19 protein-coding genes and 1 pseudogene are annotated in these 17,890 nt (G+C 71.4%); 5 read left to right on the plus strand and 15 right to left on the minus strand.

What is annotated here, in order from left to right:
• The 4 genes from dxs to ACTIFU_RS15720 all read right to left on the minus strand — a co-directional run.
• On the minus strand, positions 1-1,790 hold a 1,790-nt coding region (gene dxs, locus ACTIFU_RS15705), incomplete at its 3' end, for a 1-deoxy-D-xylulose-5-phosphate synthase (RefSeq protein WP_439579260.1).
• 5 nt (positions 1,791-1,795) lie between these two features.
• On the minus strand, positions 1,796-2,704 hold the full coding sequence (locus tag ACTIFU_RS15710; protein WP_439579261.1) for a polyprenyl synthetase family protein: 909 nt from the start codon (positions 2,702-2,704) through the stop codon (positions 1,796-1,798).
• Positions 2,701-2,958, minus strand: coding sequence for an exodeoxyribonuclease VII small subunit (locus tag ACTIFU_RS15715; protein WP_439579262.1), 258 nt, complete (start codon positions 2,956-2,958; stop codon positions 2,701-2,703). Before ACTIFU_RS15715 ends, ACTIFU_RS15710 begins: the two co-directional genes overlap by 4 nt.
• 57 nt (positions 2,959-3,015) lie before the next feature.
• Positions 3,016-4,218 carry a M20 aminoacylase family protein gene (locus tag ACTIFU_RS15720; protein WP_439579263.1) on the minus strand — a complete coding sequence of 401 codons (1,203 nt, stop codon included), beginning with the start codon at positions 4,216-4,218 and terminating at the stop codon, positions 3,016-3,018.
• Positions 4,219-4,310: 92 nt separating this feature from the next.
• Here ACTIFU_RS15720 and ACTIFU_RS15725 point away from each other — a divergent pair, with 92 nt between their 5' ends.
• Positions 4,311-5,459, plus strand: coding sequence for an iron-containing alcohol dehydrogenase (locus ACTIFU_RS15725; RefSeq protein ID WP_439579264.1), 1,149 nt, complete (start codon positions 4,311-4,313; stop codon positions 5,457-5,459).
• Here the strand turns inward: ACTIFU_RS15725 and ACTIFU_RS15730 are convergent.
• The 3 genes from ACTIFU_RS15730 to ACTIFU_RS15740 are packed head-to-tail and all read right to left on the minus strand — an operon-like array spanning position 5,447 to position 8,453.
• Complete coding sequence (locus ACTIFU_RS15730; RefSeq protein WP_439579265.1) at positions 5,447-7,081, minus strand: acyl-CoA synthetase; 1,635 nt, start codon at positions 7,079-7,081, stop codon at positions 5,447-5,449. The genes ACTIFU_RS15725 and ACTIFU_RS15730 overlap by 13 nt on opposite strands.
• A 32-nt stretch (positions 7,082-7,113) precedes the next feature.
• Positions 7,114-7,842: a lysophospholipid acyltransferase family protein gene (locus ACTIFU_RS15735; protein WP_439579266.1), complete on the minus strand. Its 729-nt coding sequence runs from the start codon at positions 7,840-7,842 to the stop codon at positions 7,114-7,116.
• Positions 7,839-8,453, minus strand: a complete 615-nt coding sequence (locus ACTIFU_RS15740; RefSeq protein ID WP_439579267.1) for a YdcF family protein — start codon at positions 8,451-8,453, stop codon at positions 7,839-7,841. Before ACTIFU_RS15740 ends, ACTIFU_RS15735 begins: the two co-directional genes overlap by 4 nt.
• Before the next feature lie 169 nt (positions 8,454-8,622).
• Here ACTIFU_RS15740 and ACTIFU_RS15745 point away from each other — a divergent pair, with 169 nt between their 5' ends.
• Positions 8,623-9,060 carry a zinc-ribbon domain-containing protein gene (locus ACTIFU_RS15745; RefSeq protein ID WP_439579268.1) on the plus strand — a complete coding sequence of 146 codons (438 nt, stop codon included), beginning with the start codon at positions 8,623-8,625 and terminating at the stop codon, positions 9,058-9,060.
• A 33-nt stretch (positions 9,061-9,093) separates the two neighbouring features.
• Positions 9,094-9,315 (plus strand): hypothetical protein, encoded by a 222-nt coding sequence (locus ACTIFU_RS15750; RefSeq protein WP_439579269.1) that lies wholly within the window; start codon positions 9,094-9,096, stop codon positions 9,313-9,315.
• Between the two features lie 3 nt (positions 9,316-9,318).
• Here ACTIFU_RS15750 and guaA read toward each other — a convergent pair whose 3' ends face one another.
• The 4 genes and pseudogenes from guaA to ACTIFU_RS15770 form a co-directional block, all read right to left on the minus strand.
• Positions 9,319-10,866 (minus strand): glutamine-hydrolyzing GMP synthase, encoded by a 1,548-nt coding sequence (guaA, locus tag ACTIFU_RS15755; RefSeq protein WP_439579270.1) that lies wholly within the window; start codon positions 10,864-10,866, stop codon positions 9,319-9,321.
• 194 nt (positions 10,867-11,060) lie between these two features.
• Positions 11,061-11,978, minus strand: coding sequence for an AEC family transporter (locus ACTIFU_RS15760; RefSeq protein WP_439579271.1), 918 nt, complete (start codon positions 11,976-11,978; stop codon positions 11,061-11,063).
• Between the two features lie 40 nt (positions 11,979-12,018).
• Positions 12,019-12,642, minus strand: a complete 624-nt coding sequence (locus ACTIFU_RS15765; protein WP_439579278.1) for an amidase family protein — start codon at positions 12,640-12,642, stop codon at positions 12,019-12,021.
• Positions 12,622-12,831, minus strand: a pseudogene (locus ACTIFU_RS15770) (amidase family protein); the annotation flags it as partial. The gene ACTIFU_RS15765 and the pseudogene ACTIFU_RS15770, both read right to left, overlap by 21 nt.
• 23 nt (positions 12,832-12,854) lie before the next feature.
• Between ACTIFU_RS15770 and ACTIFU_RS15775 the strand changes: the two are divergent.
• Positions 12,855-13,433, plus strand: coding sequence for a GntR family transcriptional regulator (locus tag ACTIFU_RS15775; RefSeq protein WP_439579272.1), 579 nt, complete (start codon positions 12,855-12,857; stop codon positions 13,431-13,433).
• Here ACTIFU_RS15775 and ACTIFU_RS15780 read toward each other — a convergent pair.
• From ACTIFU_RS15780 to ACTIFU_RS15795, 4 genes are all read right to left on the minus strand, one after another.
• Positions 13,417-14,289 (minus strand): MBL fold metallo-hydrolase, encoded by an 873-nt coding sequence (locus ACTIFU_RS15780; protein WP_439579273.1) that lies wholly within the window; start codon positions 14,287-14,289, stop codon positions 13,417-13,419. The two genes, ACTIFU_RS15775 and ACTIFU_RS15780, sit on opposite strands and share 17 nt — an antisense overlap.
• A 107-nt stretch (positions 14,290-14,396) precedes the next feature.
• Complete coding sequence (locus ACTIFU_RS15785; RefSeq protein ID WP_439579274.1) at positions 14,397-15,308, minus strand: alpha/beta fold hydrolase; 912 nt, start codon at positions 15,306-15,308, stop codon at positions 14,397-14,399.
• Positions 15,308-16,459 carry a mandelate racemase/muconate lactonizing enzyme family protein gene (locus tag ACTIFU_RS15790; protein WP_439579275.1) on the minus strand — a complete coding sequence of 384 codons (1,152 nt, stop codon included), beginning with the start codon at positions 16,457-16,459 and terminating at the stop codon, positions 15,308-15,310. Before ACTIFU_RS15790 ends, ACTIFU_RS15785 begins: the two co-directional genes overlap by 1 nt.
• A 3-nt stretch (positions 16,460-16,462) precedes the next feature.
• Positions 16,463-17,434 carry a tripartite tricarboxylate transporter substrate binding protein gene (locus tag ACTIFU_RS15795; protein WP_439579276.1) on the minus strand — a complete coding sequence of 324 codons (972 nt, stop codon included), beginning with the start codon at positions 17,432-17,434 and terminating at the stop codon, positions 16,463-16,465.
• A gap of 102 nt (positions 17,435-17,536) precedes the next feature.
• Here ACTIFU_RS15795 and ACTIFU_RS15800 point away from each other — a divergent pair.
• Positions 17,537-17,890, plus strand: a 354-nt coding sequence (locus tag ACTIFU_RS15800) for an L-2-amino-thiazoline-4-carboxylic acid hydrolase (RefSeq protein WP_439579277.1), incomplete at its 3' end; no start/stop codon positions are given.

Raw genomic sequence — 17,890 nt, forward strand, 5'->3', positions numbered from 1 at the left:
ACCATCGGCCGGACCTTCGCGCCGCTGTCGAGCAGGCCCGCAAGCGCGAGCTCGTGCAGCACGAACGATCCGAACCCGCCGATTGAACCTTCCTCGATCGTGATCAGCACCTCGTGCTCGCGCGCGAGCCGATGCACCAGCGCGCGATCCAGCGGCTTGGCGAACCGCGCATCCGCGACCGTGGTCGACAGCCCGCGCGAGGCGAGCTCATCGGCCGCCTTCAGGCACTCGGCGAGTCGCGTGCCATAGGACAGCAGCGCCACCTTCGTGCCCTCGCGCAGCACGCGCCCCCTGCCGATCGGCAGTATCTCGCCGCGCTCGGGCAGCGTCACGCCGGTGCCCTCGCCGCGCGGATAGCGGAATGCGATCGGTCCCGCATCATGTGCCGCGGCGGTGGCGACCATGTTCACGAGCTCCGCCTCGTCAGCGGCGGCCATCAGCACGAAGTTCGGCAGGCAGCCGAGATAGGCGATGTCGAAGCTGCCGGCATGCGTTGCACCGTCCGCGCCCACCAGTCCCGCACGGTCCATCGCGAAGCGCACCGGCAGGTTCTGGATCGCAACGTCGTGCACCACCTGGTCATAGGCGCGCTGGAGGAAGGTGGAGTAGATCGTGACGAACGGCTTGAACCCCTCGCACGCCATGCCGGCAGCGAAGGTGACAGCGTGCTGCTCGGCGATGCCGACATCGAAGCTGCGATGGGGGAAGCGCTTGGCGAAGGCATCGAGCCCCGTACCGGCCGGCATGGCCGCCGTCACCGCGACGATCCGCGGATCGGCCTGCGCCTCGGCGATCAGCGCGTTGGCGAACACCTTGGTGTAGCTCGGCGGGCCAGCTGCGCCCTTGGCCTGCTCGCCGGTGACGAGGTTGAAGGTCGAGACACCGTGGTACTTGTCGGCCGAGGCCTCGGCCGGCGCGTAGCCCTTGCCTTTCTGCGTGACGACGTGGACGAGGATCGGACCGACCGTCTCCTCCGCCTCGCGCACGTTGCGCAGCACCGGCAGCAGATGATCGAGGTTGTGACCGTCGATCGGGCCCACATAGTAGAAGCCCATCAGCTCGAACAACGTCCCACCGGTCAGGATCGAGCGTGCGATCTCCTCCGCACGCCGTGCCGTGCGCTCGAGCGGCTTGGGGAAGCGCCGCGCCATGCGCGAGGCGACTTCGCGCAGCCCGGTGTAGGACCGGCCCGACAGCATCCGCGAGAGATAGGCGCTCATCGCACCCACCGGCGGGGCGATCGACATGTCGTTGTCGTTGAGGATCACGATCAGCCGCGACTTCGAGGCACCGGCATTGTTCATCGCCTCGTAGGCCATGCCCGCGCTCATCGCGCCGTCGCCGATCACCGCGATCACGTGGCGCCTGTCGCCCTTCAGGTCGCGCGCCACCGCCATGCCGAGCCCGGCGGAGATCGAGGTGGAGGAATGCGCCGCGCCGAACGGGTCGTACTCGCTCTCGCTCCGTCGCGTGAAGCCTGAGAGCCCGCCCCCCTGGCGCAGCGTGCGGATGCGGTCGCGCCGCCCGGTCAGGATCTTGTGCGGATAGGCCTGGTGGCCGACGTCCCAGATCAGTCGGTCGTCCGGGGTGTCGAACACATGGTGCACCGCGACCGTCAGCTCGACCACGCCGAGCGAGGCACCGAGATGCCCGCCGGTGATCGAGACGGCCTCGATCGTCTCGCGCCTGAGCTCCTCGGCGAGCTGCTTCAGCTGCGCGGTGGAGAAGTTGCGCAGGTCCGCCGGCACGTGAACGCGATCCAGCATCGGCTTGATGGCCTGAGGGGTCATGGCTCCTACATCCGGCGGGTGACGACGAAGGAAACGAGATCGCGGAGCAGGTCGGCCTTCCCCTCGAAGGTCGACAGATGACCGGTCGCCTGTTCCGCCAGAAACTGCATATGCGCCTTGGCCCGCGGCAGCCCCATCAACGACACCAGCGTGGCCTTCCCCGCGGCCGCGTCCTTGCGCGGCGTCTTCCCCAATTGTTCCCTTGTGCCGGTCTCGTCAAGGATGTCGTCGGCGATCTGGAAGGCGAGCCCGACGTCGCGGCCGTAATGCGCCAGCGCCAGGCGCTGCGGCGACGCCGCCTTGCCGAGGATCGCGCCGGCCTCGCAGCACCAGGTGATCAGGCGGCCGGTCTTGAGCATCTGCAGCCGGGTCACCTCGTGCTCGGAGAGCTGCGCATCCTCGGCCAGCAGGTCGATCATCTGCCCGCCCGCCATGCCGCGCGCCCCGGAAGCGGCCCCGAGCGAGGCGATCAGCACACACCGCACTGCCGGGTCGCTGTGGGTGTCGGCCTCCGCCAGCACCTCGAAGGCGAGCGCCTGGAGAGCGTCGCCCGCCAGGATCGCGGTCGCCTCGTCGAAGGCCTTGTGGCAGGAGGGCTTGCCGCGGCGGAAATCGTCGTCGTCCATCGCCGGCAGGTCGTCATGCACCAGGGAATAGGCGTGCAGCATCTCCACCGCGGCGGCGACGCGCAGCGCGCAGCGCCGGGCGACGTTGAACAGCCCGGCACTCTCCAGCACCAGGAAGGCGCGGATCCGCTTGCCCCCGCCGAGTGCTGCGTAGCGCATCGCCTGGTAGAGCCGGGCCTGGGCGTCCTCGCCCTGCGGCAGCAACCGGTCGAGCGTGGCCTCGACCGCCGCGGCGGCCTCGGCCATGGCCGCGCCGAGCCGGCCCTGAAGCGCGACCGGTGCCGTCATGTCTCGGGGTCGAGGGGCTCGGTTCCTGTGGCCGTGCCGGCGGTCTCGACGATCCGGCTCACCTTGGCCTGCGCCTCGGCGAGCTTGGCCGCGCAGTGCCGACGCAGCGCGTCACCGCGTTCATAGGCACGGATCGCGTCCTCAAGCGTGCCTTTGCCGGCCTCGAGCTGGGCGACGATCGCCTCGAGCTCGGCGAGCGCGTCCTCGAAGCTCATGGTCTGCGTTTCGGCCTCGCCCTGTGCCCGAACGGCCATCGTCCTCGTTCCCGGTCCAGCCACAAGCCTACCCCGCGCGGACGGGCGGTGCCACCGCTAGCCCTGGCGCTGGAGCCCGAGCTCCTGATCGACAAGGCTGATCCAGTAGGCGACCCCGAGCGGGATGATGTCGTCGTTGAAGTCGAAATGCGGCGTGTGCAGCTCGGGCGACCGGCCATCAGGGCCGGCCCCGCCGCCGATGAACATGAACGAGCCGGGCTTCGCCTCGAGCATCAGGGCGAAATCCTCGCCGCCCGTCACCGGGGCGGCATTTGCCTCCACCTCCGTCTCGCCGACCAGGGCGGCGGCGGCGGCCACCGAGACCGCTGTCTGCTCGGGGTGGTTCACGAGCGCGGGTACGCCGCGGCGGTACTCGACCTCGGCAGAGCACCCGTGGGCCTGGGCGAGCGTGCTTGCGAGCTCGCGGATGCGCCGCTCCAGCAGGTCGCGCACGGTGCGCGAATAGCTGCGCGCGGTGCCGGCGAGGCGGAGCTCCGCCGGCATGACGTTGGGTGAGTCGAACGAGCCGCCGGCGAGCGCGCCGACCGAGAGCACCGCCGCCTCCACCGCCGGGACATTGCGGCCGATGATGGTCTGGAGTGCCAGCACGAAATGTGCCTGCACCACGGTCACGTCGGTGGCGAGGTGCGGTGTGGAACCGCCATGCCCGCCGGTGCCGCGGAAGATCACGCCCCAGCGATCGGCCGCGGCCAGCGCCGGGCCGGTGCGGGTGGCGAACCGGCCGGCCGGCAGGTTCGGCTTGTTGTGCAGGCCGTAGACGGCGTCGCACGGGAAACGCTCGAACAGGCGGTCGGCCAGCATCGCCCGCGCCCCGCCGCGGCCCTCCTCGGCGGGCTGGAAGATCAGGTGCACGGTGCCGGCGAAGTCGCGGTGCTCGGCGAGCCAGCGCGCCGCGCCGAGCAGCATGGTGGTGTGGCCGTCATGGCCGCAGGCATGCATCACGCCCAGGTTCTGCGAGGCATAGGGGAGTCCGGTCGCTTCCGGGATCGCCAGCGCGTCCATGTCGGCGCGCAGCCCGATCGCGCGCTGGCCGGGCAGCGTGCCCTTCACCGTGCCGACCACGCCGGTCTTGCCGACGGCCTCGGTCACCTCGATGCCCCAGTCGCGGAGCTTCGCGGCCACGAGGGCGGCGGTGCGCACCTCCTCCATCCCCATCTCGGGGTGGGCGTGGATGTCGCGTCGGATGGCGGTGAGCTCGGCGTGATGGGCCTTCACGCCGTCGATGACCGATCGGTCCATGGGTGGGTCCCTTGCTTGCGCGTCGGTGGCGGGCCGAACATGCGATGGCTCGGTCGCGAAGGCCAGAGCCGGCAGGCGGCGAAGGAAGCTCGATGGCGCTGATCACCTATGTCACGCGAGTGCAGTTCGAGTTCGGCGCACTCGCCCTGCTCGCCGAGGAGTTGGCGCTGGTCGGCATCCGCCGGCCCCTGGTGGTGACCGACCGGGGCGTGGTGGCGGCCGGGTTGTGGGATTGCGTGCGCGCCGTCCTGCCCGCGGACCTGCCGGTCGCGCTGTTCGCCGACACCCCGCCAAACCCCACGGAGGCCGCAGTGCGCGCCGCTGCCGACGCCTATCGGGCGCATGCGTCTGATGGGCTGATCGGGCTCGGCGGCGGCTCGCCGCTCGATCTCGCCAAGGCGGTGGCGGTGGCGGTGACGCACCCTGCCGGGCCACTCAAGCAATACGCCGTGATCGAGGGCGGGCTCGCGCGCATCACCTCGGCTGCCGCGCCCAATGTCGCGATCCCGACCACCTCGGGCACCGGCAGCGAGGTGAGCCGCGGCGCGATCATCGTGCTCGATGACGGGCGCAAGGTCTCAATCGGCAGCCCGCATCTGCTGCCCAAGGTGGCGATCTGCGACCCCGAGCTCACGCTCGGCCTGCCGCCGCTGCTGACGGCCGCGACCGGCATGGACGCGGTGACCCACAACGTGGAGGCGTACCTGTCTCCACGGATCAATCCAGTCGCCGACGCGATCGCGCTCGACGGGCTCGCGCGCGCTTGGCGCCACATCGTCCGCGCGACGGAGCACGGCACGGACCGCGAGGCGCGCTGGGAGATGATGATGGCCTCGATGGAAGGGGCCATGGCATTCCAGAAGGGGTTGGGCGCGGTGCATGCGCTCGCCCATCCCTTGGGCGGCATCCCAGCGCCGCCGGTGCTGCATCACGGCACGCTGAACGCGGTGCTGCTGCCGCATGTGGTGCGCTTCAATGCCGCCGTCGTGCCGGAGCGGGTGAGCGCGCTCGGCGCGGCGATGGGGCTTGCCGATACGCGCGCGGAAGCGGTGGCCGAGGCCTTCGCGGCGCGCGCGGCCGAACTCGGTCTGCCGGCGACGCTCGGCGCGATGGGCGTGACGCGGGAGGTGCTGCCGGCGATCGCGGCGGCCGCCATGAAGGATCACTGCCACGCGACCAACCCGCGCGAGGCGAGCGAGGCCGACTACCGCGCGCTGCTGGAGACAGCCTACGACGCCTGAACCCGAGCCCTCAGCAGGTGCTTCTGGATCTTGCCCGTCGAGGTCTTGGGGATCTCGGCGAACACCACCGCGCGCGGCGCCTTGAAATGCGCGAGCCGCTCGCGCGCGAACGCGATCAGCTCGGCCTCGGTGGCGCTCATCCCCGGCTTCAGCTCGACGAAGGCGCATGGCGTCTCGCCCCATGTCTCGTCGGGCTTCGCCACCACCGCCACCGCTGCGACCGCCGGGTGCGCGTAGAGCACGTCCTCGACCTCGATTGAGGAGATGTTCTCGCCACCCGAGATGATGATGTCCTTCGAGCGGTCCTTGAGCTGGATGTAGCCGTCGGGCTGCGTCACCGCGAGATCGCCGGTGTGAAACCAGCCGCCGGCGAAGGCTTTCGCCGTTGCGGGTGGGTCCTTCAGATATCCCTTCATCACCACGTTGCCACGCATCATCACTTCGCCGAGCGTCGTCCCATCCGCTGGCACGGGCGCCATGGTCGCAGGGTCCATCACCGCGAGTCCTTCGAGTGCGAGATAGCGCACGCCCTGGCGCGCCATCAGCGCGGCCTGCTCCGCCATCGGCCGCGCGTTCCATTCCTCGTGCCACTCGTTCACCACCGAGGGCCCATACACCTCGGTCAGCCCGTAGACGTGGCAGACCTCGAACCCGGCCTCGCGCATCGCCCGCAGCACCGCCTCGGGCGGCGGCGCAGCCGCGACGAGGAAGGTCACGCTGCGCTCCAGCGCGCGCTTCTCCGCCTCGGGCGTGTTCAGCAGCGTCGCCATCACGATCGGCGCGCCGCACATATGGCTGACGCGCTCCTCGGCCATCAGCCGCCACATCTCGGCCCCGCGCACCGCGCGCAGGCAGACATGCGTGCCGGCGAGCGCCGTGATCGTCCACGGGAAGCACCAGCCGTTGCAGTGGAACATCGGCAGAGTCCACAGATAGACCGGATGGCGCGGGATCGACGCCGACAGCACGTTGCCGACCGCGAGCAGCTGCGCGCCGCGGTGGTGATAAACCACGCCCTTGGGCCGGCCCGTCGTGCCGGAGGTGTAGTTCAGCGAGATCGCGTCCCACTCGTCCGCCGGCATCGGCCAGGCGAAGCCCGGATCGCCCTCCGTAAGCAACCCCTCGTAGTCGATGCCGCCGAGGGTCTCGTCGCGCGCGGCCTCGGGGGTGGTGTCGTCGACCACGTCGATCACCAGCGGCCGCGCCGCGGTCTGAGCGAACGCCGCACGCAACAGCGGGATGAACTCGCGCTCGACGATGATCGCCTTCGCCTCGCCGTGCTCGAGGATGTAGGCGATCGTGCCGGCATCAAGACGGGTGTTGATCGTGTTCAGCACGCCCTGCGTCATCGGCACACCGAAATGCACCTCCAGCATGGACGGCACGTTCGGCAGCAGCGCGGCAACCGCATCGCCGCGGCCGATGCCCCGCTGCGCCAGCGCATGCGCGAGCTGCACGCAGCGATCGCGTAGCGCGCGATAGCTGCGCCGCAGCGCGCCGTGCGTCACCGCGATCCTGTCGGGGAACACCGCGGCCGAGCGCTCCAGGAACAGGAGCGGCGTCAGCGGCCGGAAATTCGCCGGATTGCGCGCCAGTGCCGGGTCGTCGTTCGCGGCGGCCATGTCATCCTCCCCTGATCGGTCGGGACAAAGCCTCACGCAGCGGGCGGGGCGGAGGCAAGCAGGCGGTCGGTCTCGGCCTCGATCGTGGCCTCCAGACGGTCCAGCATCGCCTCGCGGGCGAGGCCGGGCGGGATCGGCGGCAGCACCGCGACGGTGATCGTGCCGGCGCGCTTGTGGAACGCGCGCCGTGCCCAGAACAACCCCGAATCGGTGGCCACCGGGACCACGGGCAGCCCCGAACGCGCATAGAGGGCGGCGATCCCCGGCTGGTACGGCCGGCGCTCGCCCGGCGCCGTGCGGGTCCCTTCCGGGAAGATCAAGATCTGCCGCCGCTCGGCGAGCGCGGCCTCGCCCGCGCGCATCAGGTGGCGGATCGCGGCCGGCCCGGACGCGCGGTCGATCCCGATCATCCCGGCCGAGCGGGCGTACCAGCCATAGAGCGGAATCCAGAACAGCTCGCGCTTCAGCACATAGGCGGGCCGGGGCAGCAGCGCGAGCCAGACGATCGTATCGAAGGCAGACTGGTGTTTGGCCGCGATCAGGGCCGGGCCCTCGCGCGGGATGCGGTCCTCGCCGACCACACGCACGCGGATGCCGACGGTGATCCGCAGCAGCCCGAGCACGCGCTCGGCCCACCAGGCCAGCAGCGCAAGCCGTCCCGCGCGGTCCAGGAGCGGCAGCAGCGGCAGGCAGACCACCGAGGCGATCACGGTGAAGGCGAAGAAGGCGACATTGAACAGTGCCGAGCGCAGCAGCGTCACGACATCCCCCGATCGGCCGGGGCAAGCCCCGCCAGCGCCGCCAGCAGCTTCACGTACTCGCCGGCGGCCAGCCTCAGCACGCCGGGACTCAGCCACCAGCGGTCTCGCCGGAACGGTGCGGGCGTGACCGGATGGGCGATCAGCCGCGCCTGCGGCAGTTCCCGCCGCAGCATCAGCAGCGCCCGTGGCATGTGATAGCCGGCCGTCACGACCACCAGGGTCGAAAGCCCGTGCGCGCGTGCCCACGCGGCGGCCTCCTCGGCATTGCCGCGGGTGGAGGTCGCGCGCCGGCCGAGCGTGATGCGCGGCGCGAGCGCCGCTGCGTCGATCCCCTCCGGCCGGTCGAGCTCGGCGAGCGCGGCGGCGTGGTGCACGCCCGACACGAGCAGCCGCGCCGAGGGATCGCGATCGAGCAGCCTGAGCCCCTCCGCGACCCGGCCCGCCCCGCCGGTCAGCACGACGATGCCCGTGCCGTCCGGCGGCGCCGCCCGCGACTCAGCGGGCAGCCGGGCGAGGAACACGACGAACCCCGCCAGCAGGGCGAGCAGGACCACGCCAGCGGCGGCGGCGAGGCGCCGGAGGAACCGGCGGGGAACGGGGCGCTCGGTCATCGGGGGGCCTGCGCGACGGGTGTCGACCCGGTCTCGCAGTCGAGTCGCCGGATCGGCGCACGCTGGCACGGCGCCCCGCCTCGCTGCAAGGACGGGGCTTGCGCGCCGTCACGCCGTCGGCGAAACCATTGGCCGCGCCGAGTCCCCAGCCCCCCGGAGGTTCGTCCCGATGCCGCGGATCGCCTGCCCGAACTGCGGTGCGCGCTATGACGTCGCCGCCGGCGTGATTGGCCCGGCTGGCAAGAATGTGCGCTGCGCGCGCTGCGGGACCGTGTGGCTTGCGCGTCCGGAGCCGGCGGAGACCGAGGCGCCGGTGACGCAGTGGCCGGAGCCGCCGCCGCCGAAGGTGCGCGAGATGGAGGACGAGCCGCCGCCCCGCCTGCGCATGCGCCCCGCGCCGCCGCCGCCGATGTCGGCGCAGGACATCGACGAGCCCCCGCCTCCACCGTCGCGCGCCCGTCGCGGCACCGGGGCGGCGGTCGCCTGGGTGCTGACCCTGCTGGTGCTGGCGGGCGCGGGCTACGGCGCCGCGACCTATCCGCAGACCGTGATCGAGGCTTGGCCGGCAAGCGCGCGGCTCTACGCGTTGCTGGGGATGGCGCCATAGCCGAGGCCTGCCGGCGCACCCCCGATCGGCGGCGTGGGCGCCTCGATCGTGTTGGCCGATGACCTGGGGCCGGCGATCCTGACCACCGGCTCAGGCGCCGGTCGACGGCTGGACGTTGTTAGATCGTACCGTTATCCGGTGCAGGGCGGGGTCTTCGGCCACACGGCAACCGAACGCGCTCTTCTCGAACGCTGCTCGGTCAAGCGTCTGACCCGGGCCGGGGCGCAAGACCGGATCGCTCTCGTCACCCGCTGAACTCTACTCCCACTCGATGGTTCCCGGCGGCTTGGACGTGATGTCGTAGGTCACGCGGTTGATGCCGCGCACCTCGTTGACGATCCGGTTCGCGGTGCGCAGCAGGAACCCCATGTCGAACGGATAGACATCCGCCGTCATCCCGTCCGTGCTCGTCACGGCGCGCAGCGCACAGGCCTGGTCGTAGGTCCGCTCGTCGCCCATCACGCCGACCGTGCGCACCGGCAGCAGCACCGCGAAGGCCTGCCAGATCGCGTCGTAGAGCCCTGCCGCGCGGATCTCCTCGAGGAAGATCGCATCCACCTTCTGGAGCAGGTTGACCTTCTCGCGCGTCACCTCGCCCGGGATGCGGATCGCCAGCCCGGGCCCCGGGAACGGATGCCGGCCGACGATCGCCTCGGGCAGCCCGAGTTCGCGTCCGAGCGCGCGCACCTCGTCCTTGAACAGCTCGCGCAGCGGCTCGACGAGCTTCATGTTCATCCGTTCCGGAAGGCCACCGACATTGTGGTGGCTCTTGATCGTCACACTCGGCCCGCCGGTGAACGAGACGCTCTCGATCACGTCCGGATAGAGCGTGCCCTGGGCAAGGAATTCGGCGCCGCCGAGCTTGGCCGCCTCCTCCTCAAACACCTCGACGAACAGCCGCCCGATGGTCTTGCGCTTCGCCTCGGGGTCGGTCACGCCCGCGAGCGCGCCGAGGAACAGGCCAGCGGCGTCGCGGTGCACCAGGCGGATGTTGAACCGGTCACGGAACGTCGCCACCACCTGTTCGGCCTCGCCCGCGCGCAGCAGCCCGTGATCGACGAAGATGCAGGTGAGCTGGTCACCGATCGCCTCGTGGATCAGCACCGCCGCGACCGAGGAATCGACGCCGCCCGAGAGCCCGCATATCACGTGTCCATCGCCGACCTGGCGGCGGATCCTCGCGATCTCGGTGGCACGGAAGTTCGCCATGGTCCAGTCGCCGCGCGCGCCGCACACCGCGTGGGTGAAGCTGCGCAGGAGTGCTGCGCCGTGCGGCGTGTGCACCACCTCGGGGTGGAACTGCACGCCGTAGAAGCGGCGATGATCGTCGGCGATCGCGGCATAGGGGGCGCCTTCGCTCACGCCGACCACGCGGAACCCCTCGGGAAGGCGCGTCACCCGGTCGCCGTGGCTCATCCACACCTGTTCGCGTGCGCCCTTCTGCCAAACGCCATGGAACAGCGCACAGTCATCGGTGATGTCTAGGAAGGCACGGCCGAACTCGCGGTGATCCGAGGTCTGCACCTCGCCGCCAAGCTGCGCGACCATGGTCTGCTCGCCGTAGCAGATGCCGAGCACAGGCACGTCCAGCGCGAACACCAGGGACGGCGCCCGCGGCGAGGCGCCCTCGGTGACGCTCGCCGGACCACCGGAGAGGATGATGCCGCGCGGGGCGAAGTCGGCGATGCGCCCGGGGTCAGCGTTGAATGGCCAGATCTCGCAGTAGACGCCACTCTCGCGCACGCGCCGGGCGATCAGCTGCGTCACCTGGCTGCCGAAGTCGAGAATCAGGATCCGGTCCGTCATGGCGGACAGATACAGAATGCCGCGCGGTTGGGAAGGCCCCTTGCCGCCATGGCTCAAGGACCCCGCCTCCGAACGGCCGCCTCTCGCGTGCGCAACCGGAGATCGGGCTGGTCGGGGCGCGCCGCACGCCTTTCGATCAGCGCTCGAGCTCGCGCAGGCGTGCAGGCCGGCGCTGGTTGTGCCGTGGCGCGGCGCTACACCAGCGCCAGCGTCAGCGGCAAGGTAAGGGCCGCGAGCAGCGTCTGCACCGTGGTGATGCCGGCCATCAGCGGCGCATCCCCGCCGAGCTGGCGCGCCATGATGTAGGACGAGGTCGCGGTCGGCAGGGCGGCGAACAGCACTGCAACCTCCGCCGCCGTGCCGCGCACGCCGAACGCAAGGCACGCGAGCGCGGTCAGGGCGGGCAGCAGGATGAACTTCGCCGCCGAGGACACTGCCGCCGCGCCTGGCCGCGCCCGGAGCGCGCGCGGGGTGAAGGCGGCGCCGACACAGAGAAGTCCGATCGGCAGGCTCGCCTGGCCGAGGCTGCGCAGCGCGGCCGCGACCACGCCCGGTACGGGCGCCGCCGTCGCCTGCCACACCGCGCCCACCGCGCAGCCGAGGATCAGCGGATTGGTCGCAAGCGCCCTCAGCGTCCCGGCCAGACTCGGCGTCGCCTTGCCGAAGCGCGCGAAGGCCAGCACCGACAGCGCGTTCACCGTCGGAACGATCGCCGCATTGGCGACCGCCGCCAGCGCCACGCCGGACGCACCGTGCAGCCCCGCGGAGGCGGCGAGCCCGATGTAGTTGTTGAACCGGATGCCGCCCTGGAGCACCGAGGTGAAGGCCGGGCCGTCGATGCCGAGACGCGGGCGCAGGGCGACCAGCGCGGCCGCGGTGACGAGCAGCGGCACCGCGATCGCGACGACCATCCCGGCCACCGGCACGCCGGCGAGGTCCGCCGTGCCGAGCCCGTGCGCGAGCAGCGCGGGTAGCAGCACCACGAAGCAGAGCCTCTCCGCGCCCTGCCAGAACGGGTCGGCGAGCAGGCCGATCCGCCGCAGCGCCCACCCGAGCCCGATCAGCAGCGCCACCGGGACGACGGCGAGGATGACAGCGGCGAGGCGGACCATAGGCCATGCTCGCCGATCCTTGCCCCGGAGTCAGCCGGCGCTATGGCGCGGTCAGTTCCGCCGGTGCGGCCGACGCGCCGGCATGCAGCGGCATCGGCCGCGGCCCGGCGGCGTGCTCGTAGGCGGCGCCGAGCGCCAGCAGGCGCGCCTCCGCGAGCGGCCGCCCGATCAGCTGCATCGCCGTCGGCGAGCCGTCGCGGGTGAACCCGATCGGCAGGGCGAGCGCAGGCAAGCCGAGGAGATTGATCGCGCGCGACGGATAGGCGAAGGCGAGGTAGTCGATCGCCCCCGGGGTCTCGGCTTCGGCGATCGTGGGCACCGGCACCGGCAGGACCGGCAGGTGCAGCAGGTCCGCCTGCGCGAACAGCCGGGCGACCGGACCCGAGAGCAGCGCGCTCCGCAGCCTGAGCGCGTCGATGTAGTCGCTCGCCCGGTAGGCGAGGCCAGGCAGCAGCCGCTCGCGGGTCGCGGCGCCGAGCCGGCATGGCGTGCGCACGAGCTCGCTTCGCCACAGCGCGGCGGCCTCGGCTGCGAGCACGACATTCACCGCGGCATTGGCGTCGTCGAACCAGTCGAGCTCGACCGGCACCAGCCTGGCGCCAAGGTCGCCCAGCACCGCCAGGCTGGCCTCCAGCAGCGCCGCGTCCGCGACCGTGCGCGCGATCGGGCCGATGTGGTCGAGGCTTCCCGAGAGGGGCAGCACGCCGCATCGGCTCACCCGCCCGAAGCCGGGCTTCAGACCGACCACGCCGCAGCACGAGGCCGGCGTACGGATCGAGCCGCCAGTGTCCGAGCCCAGCGCAGCGAAGGTAAGCCCGGCGGCGACGGCGGCGGCCGGCCCGCTCGACGAGCCGCCTTGCCGCCGAGGAGCTCGTGGTGCTGCGGCCGAATCGCGGCCCGACGGTCGCGCCGATCGACATCGACCAGGTGCGCGACTTCTTCGAGATGTTCGACCTGTGCCAGCGTGCGGCGACGCGCTGGGCCGCGCTGCGCCGGACCGACCAGGACATCCCGCACTTCACCGCGCTCGCCGGGGCGTTCCGCGATGCCGTCGCCCGCCGCGATTCGCTCGGCCAGAGCGAGGCCAATGCGGCGTTCCACGGCGCAATCGCCGAGGCGTGCGGCAACGCGCACCTCCGCGACACCTACAAGACCCTGCTCGGCAAGGGCATGCGCCTGTCGCATCTGTCGCTGATCGAGCCGCTGACGGGCGCCGAGCTGCCGGACTCCTACTTCGCCTGGTTGCTCGACGAACACGACCGGATGGTGGCGCTGATCCGCGCGCGCGCGCCCGATCCGGCGGAGCAGGTCGCGCACGCCCACGCCGAGAAGTTCCGCGCCAACGTACTGCGCTACCTCGCGCTGAGCGAGGCGCCGGCGCTCGGCGTGCCCTACCCCGACGAGCCGAAGCCGCCGGTCCGGCGTGCGCCCCGGCGCCTCAGCGGGGGAAGCTGACCGTCGCGCTGCCGGCCTGGAGGGTGCGCGTCGCGAGGTCGTATTCCATCAGGTCCTCGCCCAGGATCAGCGGCCCCGGCCACTGCGCGCGCACCTCCGCGACCAGGGCGGCGCGGTCGAAGCGCGGCGGTACGAAGTGGTTGAGGATGAGCATGCCCACATCGGCTTCGGCCGCCACCGCGCCCACCTCGGTCGAGAGCGTGTGGTAGGAGGCGACTGCGTCGATCCCCTCCTGTGTGCGCACGCCCTCGATCACGCGCATCTCGCGCCTGATGAGCACCTCGTGCAGCAGGCAGTCCGCGCCGCGCGCGGCCTCGATCAGCGGCTGCCAGACGATCGTGTCGGCGGAGTGGACGAAGCGGAGCCCGTCATGCTCGACGACGAAACCGTACACGTCGGGGAACGGGTCGTGGTTCACCTTCACGGGCGTGACGGTGACGCCGCCGCGCAGCGTCTGTCCGTCCGCAAACTCCGTCACCTCGACATCGAGCCCCGCCACCGAGGGGCGCTTCTCATGCGCGACCCGGATATCGAGCTCCGGCTTCCAGAGCGCGGCCGAGCGCTCGACGAAGCCGATCGTGCCGGGTGGGCCGAACACTTTCCACGGCCGGTCGCGGCCCTGGTGCCACGACGAGACCAGCAGCTGGTGGAAATCCACCACGTGGTCGCTGTGCAGGTGGGTGATGAACAGCGCATCGATCCCTGCGCCGGAGGTGCCGGCCTGGATCAGGCGCTGCGTCACCCCCGAGCCGCAGTCGAACAGCAGCCGCCGGCCGCCGGCCAAAATCAGGTTGGCGGGACCCATGCGCTGAGGATCGGCGGGTGGGGCGCCGGTGCCGAGCAGGACGAGCTTCATGCGGCGAGGCTAGGGCAGAACGCTGTGCGCTGGAATCCGACGACGTCAGCGCGCATCCATCCGGTCCATTCATCCGCTGCAGCACAGCAAGCACACACAGCAATCCGTCACCGCGCGCCGCCGCGAGACCCCGCTCCGCCGCATCCGATCCCGGTGGGGGCGCCGACGAAGCCGAGGATCGCCGCCATCAGCCGCTCGGGCTCATCGGCGCGGATCGAGTGGCTGCTGTCCTCGAACACCTGGAACTGCGAGCCCGGGATCAGCCGGTGGATCTCCTCGGAAAACTCAGGCGGGCAGATCCAGTCGTGCCTGCCGGCGATGATCAAGGTCGGCGCGGTGATGCGGGCGAACTCCGGGCGGAGATCGAAGCGCCGCAGGAACCCGTCGGGGCCGAAGGCGCGGTTCAGCGGCTCGGGCGCATAGGGCAGCCGCGCCAGCGCCGGGCGTGCCTTCTCAGCATCGAAGCGGCGCGAGTAGAGCGGCCCCATCACGGTATGGAAGCGCCGCACATCCTCCTCGCTCCGGAATCCGCCATCCCAGAGCGAGGCGGTGATCGCCTGCTGCTCCGCCGTGCCGCGCTCGGCGAGGATCTCGCGCGCGCGGCGGATGAACCCGCCATGCGCGGCCGTCACGATCAGGATGAGGTGCGAGACGGCATCCGGGTAGCGCGCGGCGTGCGCCATGCCGACCATCCCGCCGTAGCTCGTGCCGATCGAGACGATCGGGCCGAGGCCGAGATGACGCCGCAGCGCCTCCATGTCCTCGACATTCTCGTCGAGCGTCCAGCGCGCGGGGTCACCGTCGCGCGCCGAGCGCCCCTGGCCGCGATGATCGAAATAGACGAGCTGCATCGCGCGGGTGAGCGGCGTGTAGCCGGGCTTGAAGCCGGAATGGTCCGAGCCCGGACCGCCGTGGATCACGAAGGCGACCGGGCGCTCGCGCATGCGCGGCCCGTCGGGCACCAGCCCCATGCCGTCGATGTCGAAATAGATCGTGGTGTCGCGAATCCTGGCGTACATCAGCCGAGCCTTGGATCAAGCCACGGGGAACGCATCGGACTCCACGGGCGCTGCTCGGCCACGCCGTCCGCGAGCGCAGCGCCGAGCCCGGGCAGGTCAGGCACCGGCGCGACTCCGCCCGAGATCGCCGGCACGGTGCCGGCCACGAGGCCGAAGAACAGCGGCGTCTCGCCGAACTGCACCTCGAGCCGGCCGAGATTCGGGATGGTCGCGCAGACCTGCACGGTATGGGCGTGGCAGATCGGTCCTGTCGGATTGTGCGGCGCGATCTCGATGCCGTGCACCTGCGCCAGGGCGGCGATCCGGCGCATCTCCTCGTGCCCGCCGCAATACTTGATGTCGGGCATCAGCACGTCATAGGCGCCGGCGGCGATCACGGGCGCGAAGCCGGCGAGCCCGGCCAGCGTCTCCGCACCGGCAAGACGCATGCCGCGGTCGTTCGCCATCGCGCGGATGCGGCGGATCTCGGCGAGGTTCGCCTCGGCGAGCGGGCATTCGAGCCAGAAGAGGTCGAACCGCGCGACGTCGCGCACCAGCGCGGCCGCGCCGCCGGCGGAGAAGCGCCAGTGGCAGTCCACCATCACGTCGATGCCGGGCCCGACCGCGTCGCGCACCGCGGCGATGCGTTCGAGCCCCTGGGCATAGGCCACCCGCTGCGCAGGCTCCGCCGCATCCTCCCAGACGAACGGATCGAACGGCGCGAGCTTCACCGCCGTGAACCCGTCCGCGACGGCGCGGCGCGCGGCGGCGGCGAATCCCTCCGGCACCCGCTCGGCCACGCCGCGATTGATGTTCGCGTAGAGCAGGACGCCCTCGCGCAGCCGCCCGCCCAGCAGACGCCAGATCGGCACGCCGGCCTGCTGCCCCGCGAGGTCCCACAGCGCCTGTTCCAATGCCGACAGCGCGGCATGACGCACCAGCCCGCCCGGCGCGTGCACAAGCACCCGCGTCAGCGCGTTGCGGTCGTGCGCATCGGTGCCGCGCAGCGTTGCGTCGAGGCGTTCGACCTCGACCTCCAGCGCCGCCTCGTGGTTCGCGAGCGTGCACTCGCCCGTGCCGGTGCGCCCATCCTCGGTGCGCACCTCGACGAACGACCAGTTTGTCTTCGGCGTGACGTTGATGCCCGCGAAGCGGAGTTCGGCGATCCGCACCCTCTACTCCAGCGCGAGGTTCTTTTCGGCGACAAGACGTTGCCACTTCGCGACATCGTTGCGGATGCGCTCGTGGAACTGCTCGGGCGTGGTCGCGCGCGGGAAGCCGCCGATCCGTCGCACCGGCGCGAGCACGTCCGGCATCTGCGCGATCTTCACGCACTCCGCGTGCAGACGATCCACGATCGGCCGCGGCGTCCCGGCCGGCGCGAGCAGCCCGAACCAGGCGATGGTCTCGAATCCCGGCAGACCGCTCTCGTGCACGGTCGGCGTGTCGGGCAGATCGGGCGTCCGCTCCATCGACGTCACCGCGAGCGCGTGCAGCTCGCCGCGCTGGATGATCGCCATCGCCGGCGGCAGGTTGACGAACATCACCGGCGGCTGGCCCGAGACGAGCCCTTGCAGCCCGTTGGCCGCCCCCCGGAACGGCACATGCTGCATGTCGAGCCCGGCCATCGACTTGAACAGCTCCATCGACAGATGCGCCGAGGTCCCGACCCCGCCCGAGGCGTAGTCGAGCTGCCCGGGCCGCGCCTTGGCGTAGGCGATCAGCTCGGCAACCGAGCCGACATCCAGCACCTTGCGGTTCACCACGAGCACATTCGGCGCCTCGACCAACAGGCTGATCGGCTGGAAGTCGCGCACCAGGTCGTAGGGGAGGTTGCGGTACACGGCGCCGTTGATGCCGTGGCTGCCGGCATTGCCCATGATCACCGTGTAGCCGTCGGGGGCGGCCCGGGCGGCGGCCTCGGTGCCGATCCGCCCACCCGCGCCGGTGCGGTTCTCGACCGGGAAGGGCTGACCCAGCGCCTCCTGGAGCTTCGCCGCATAGAGCCGCGCGATCGAATCGCCGCCATCGCCAGGAGCGGAGGGAACGATCACGCGCACGGGCCGCGATGGCCACGCATCCTGGGCCTTGGCGTGCGTCAGGGTCAGCAGCGCTGGGGCAGCCAGCAGCGTGCGGCGACGGATCATCATTTCCTCCTCGTCCCGGTCCTCTTGCGCATCGTCGCGCGGGCCTTCGCTTGCCGCAACCCCGGCGCTACTGTTCAGACCGAACCAGGGAACGGACGGACCATGAGCGACGAGATCGGCATCCTGCGCCAGCGCACGATCGAGGCGGCCTTCGCAAAGGGGGTGTACGAGGAAATGGCGGCGGAGCTTGGCGAGGAACGCGCCAAGGAGATCCTGGCGCGCGCGGTGATCAGGATGGCCAAGGCCGCGGGCGCGGAGTGGGCGAAGACGGCGCCGGAGGGCAAGACCGATCTCGCGACCTTCGAGGCCACCCTGCCGGCCTGGACGAGGGACGACGCGCTCCGCATCGAGGTGCTGAAGCGCACGGAGACCGAGTTCCACTTCAACGTGACGCGCTGCCGCTATGCCGAGACCTACAAGGCCATGGGAATCGGCCATCTCGGCGCGGTGCTGTCC

Origin of the sequence: Elioraea sp., from assembly GCF_051860475.1 — a bacterium.
Classification (GTDB): Bacteria; Pseudomonadota; Alphaproteobacteria; order Acetobacterales; family Acetobacteraceae; genus Elioraea.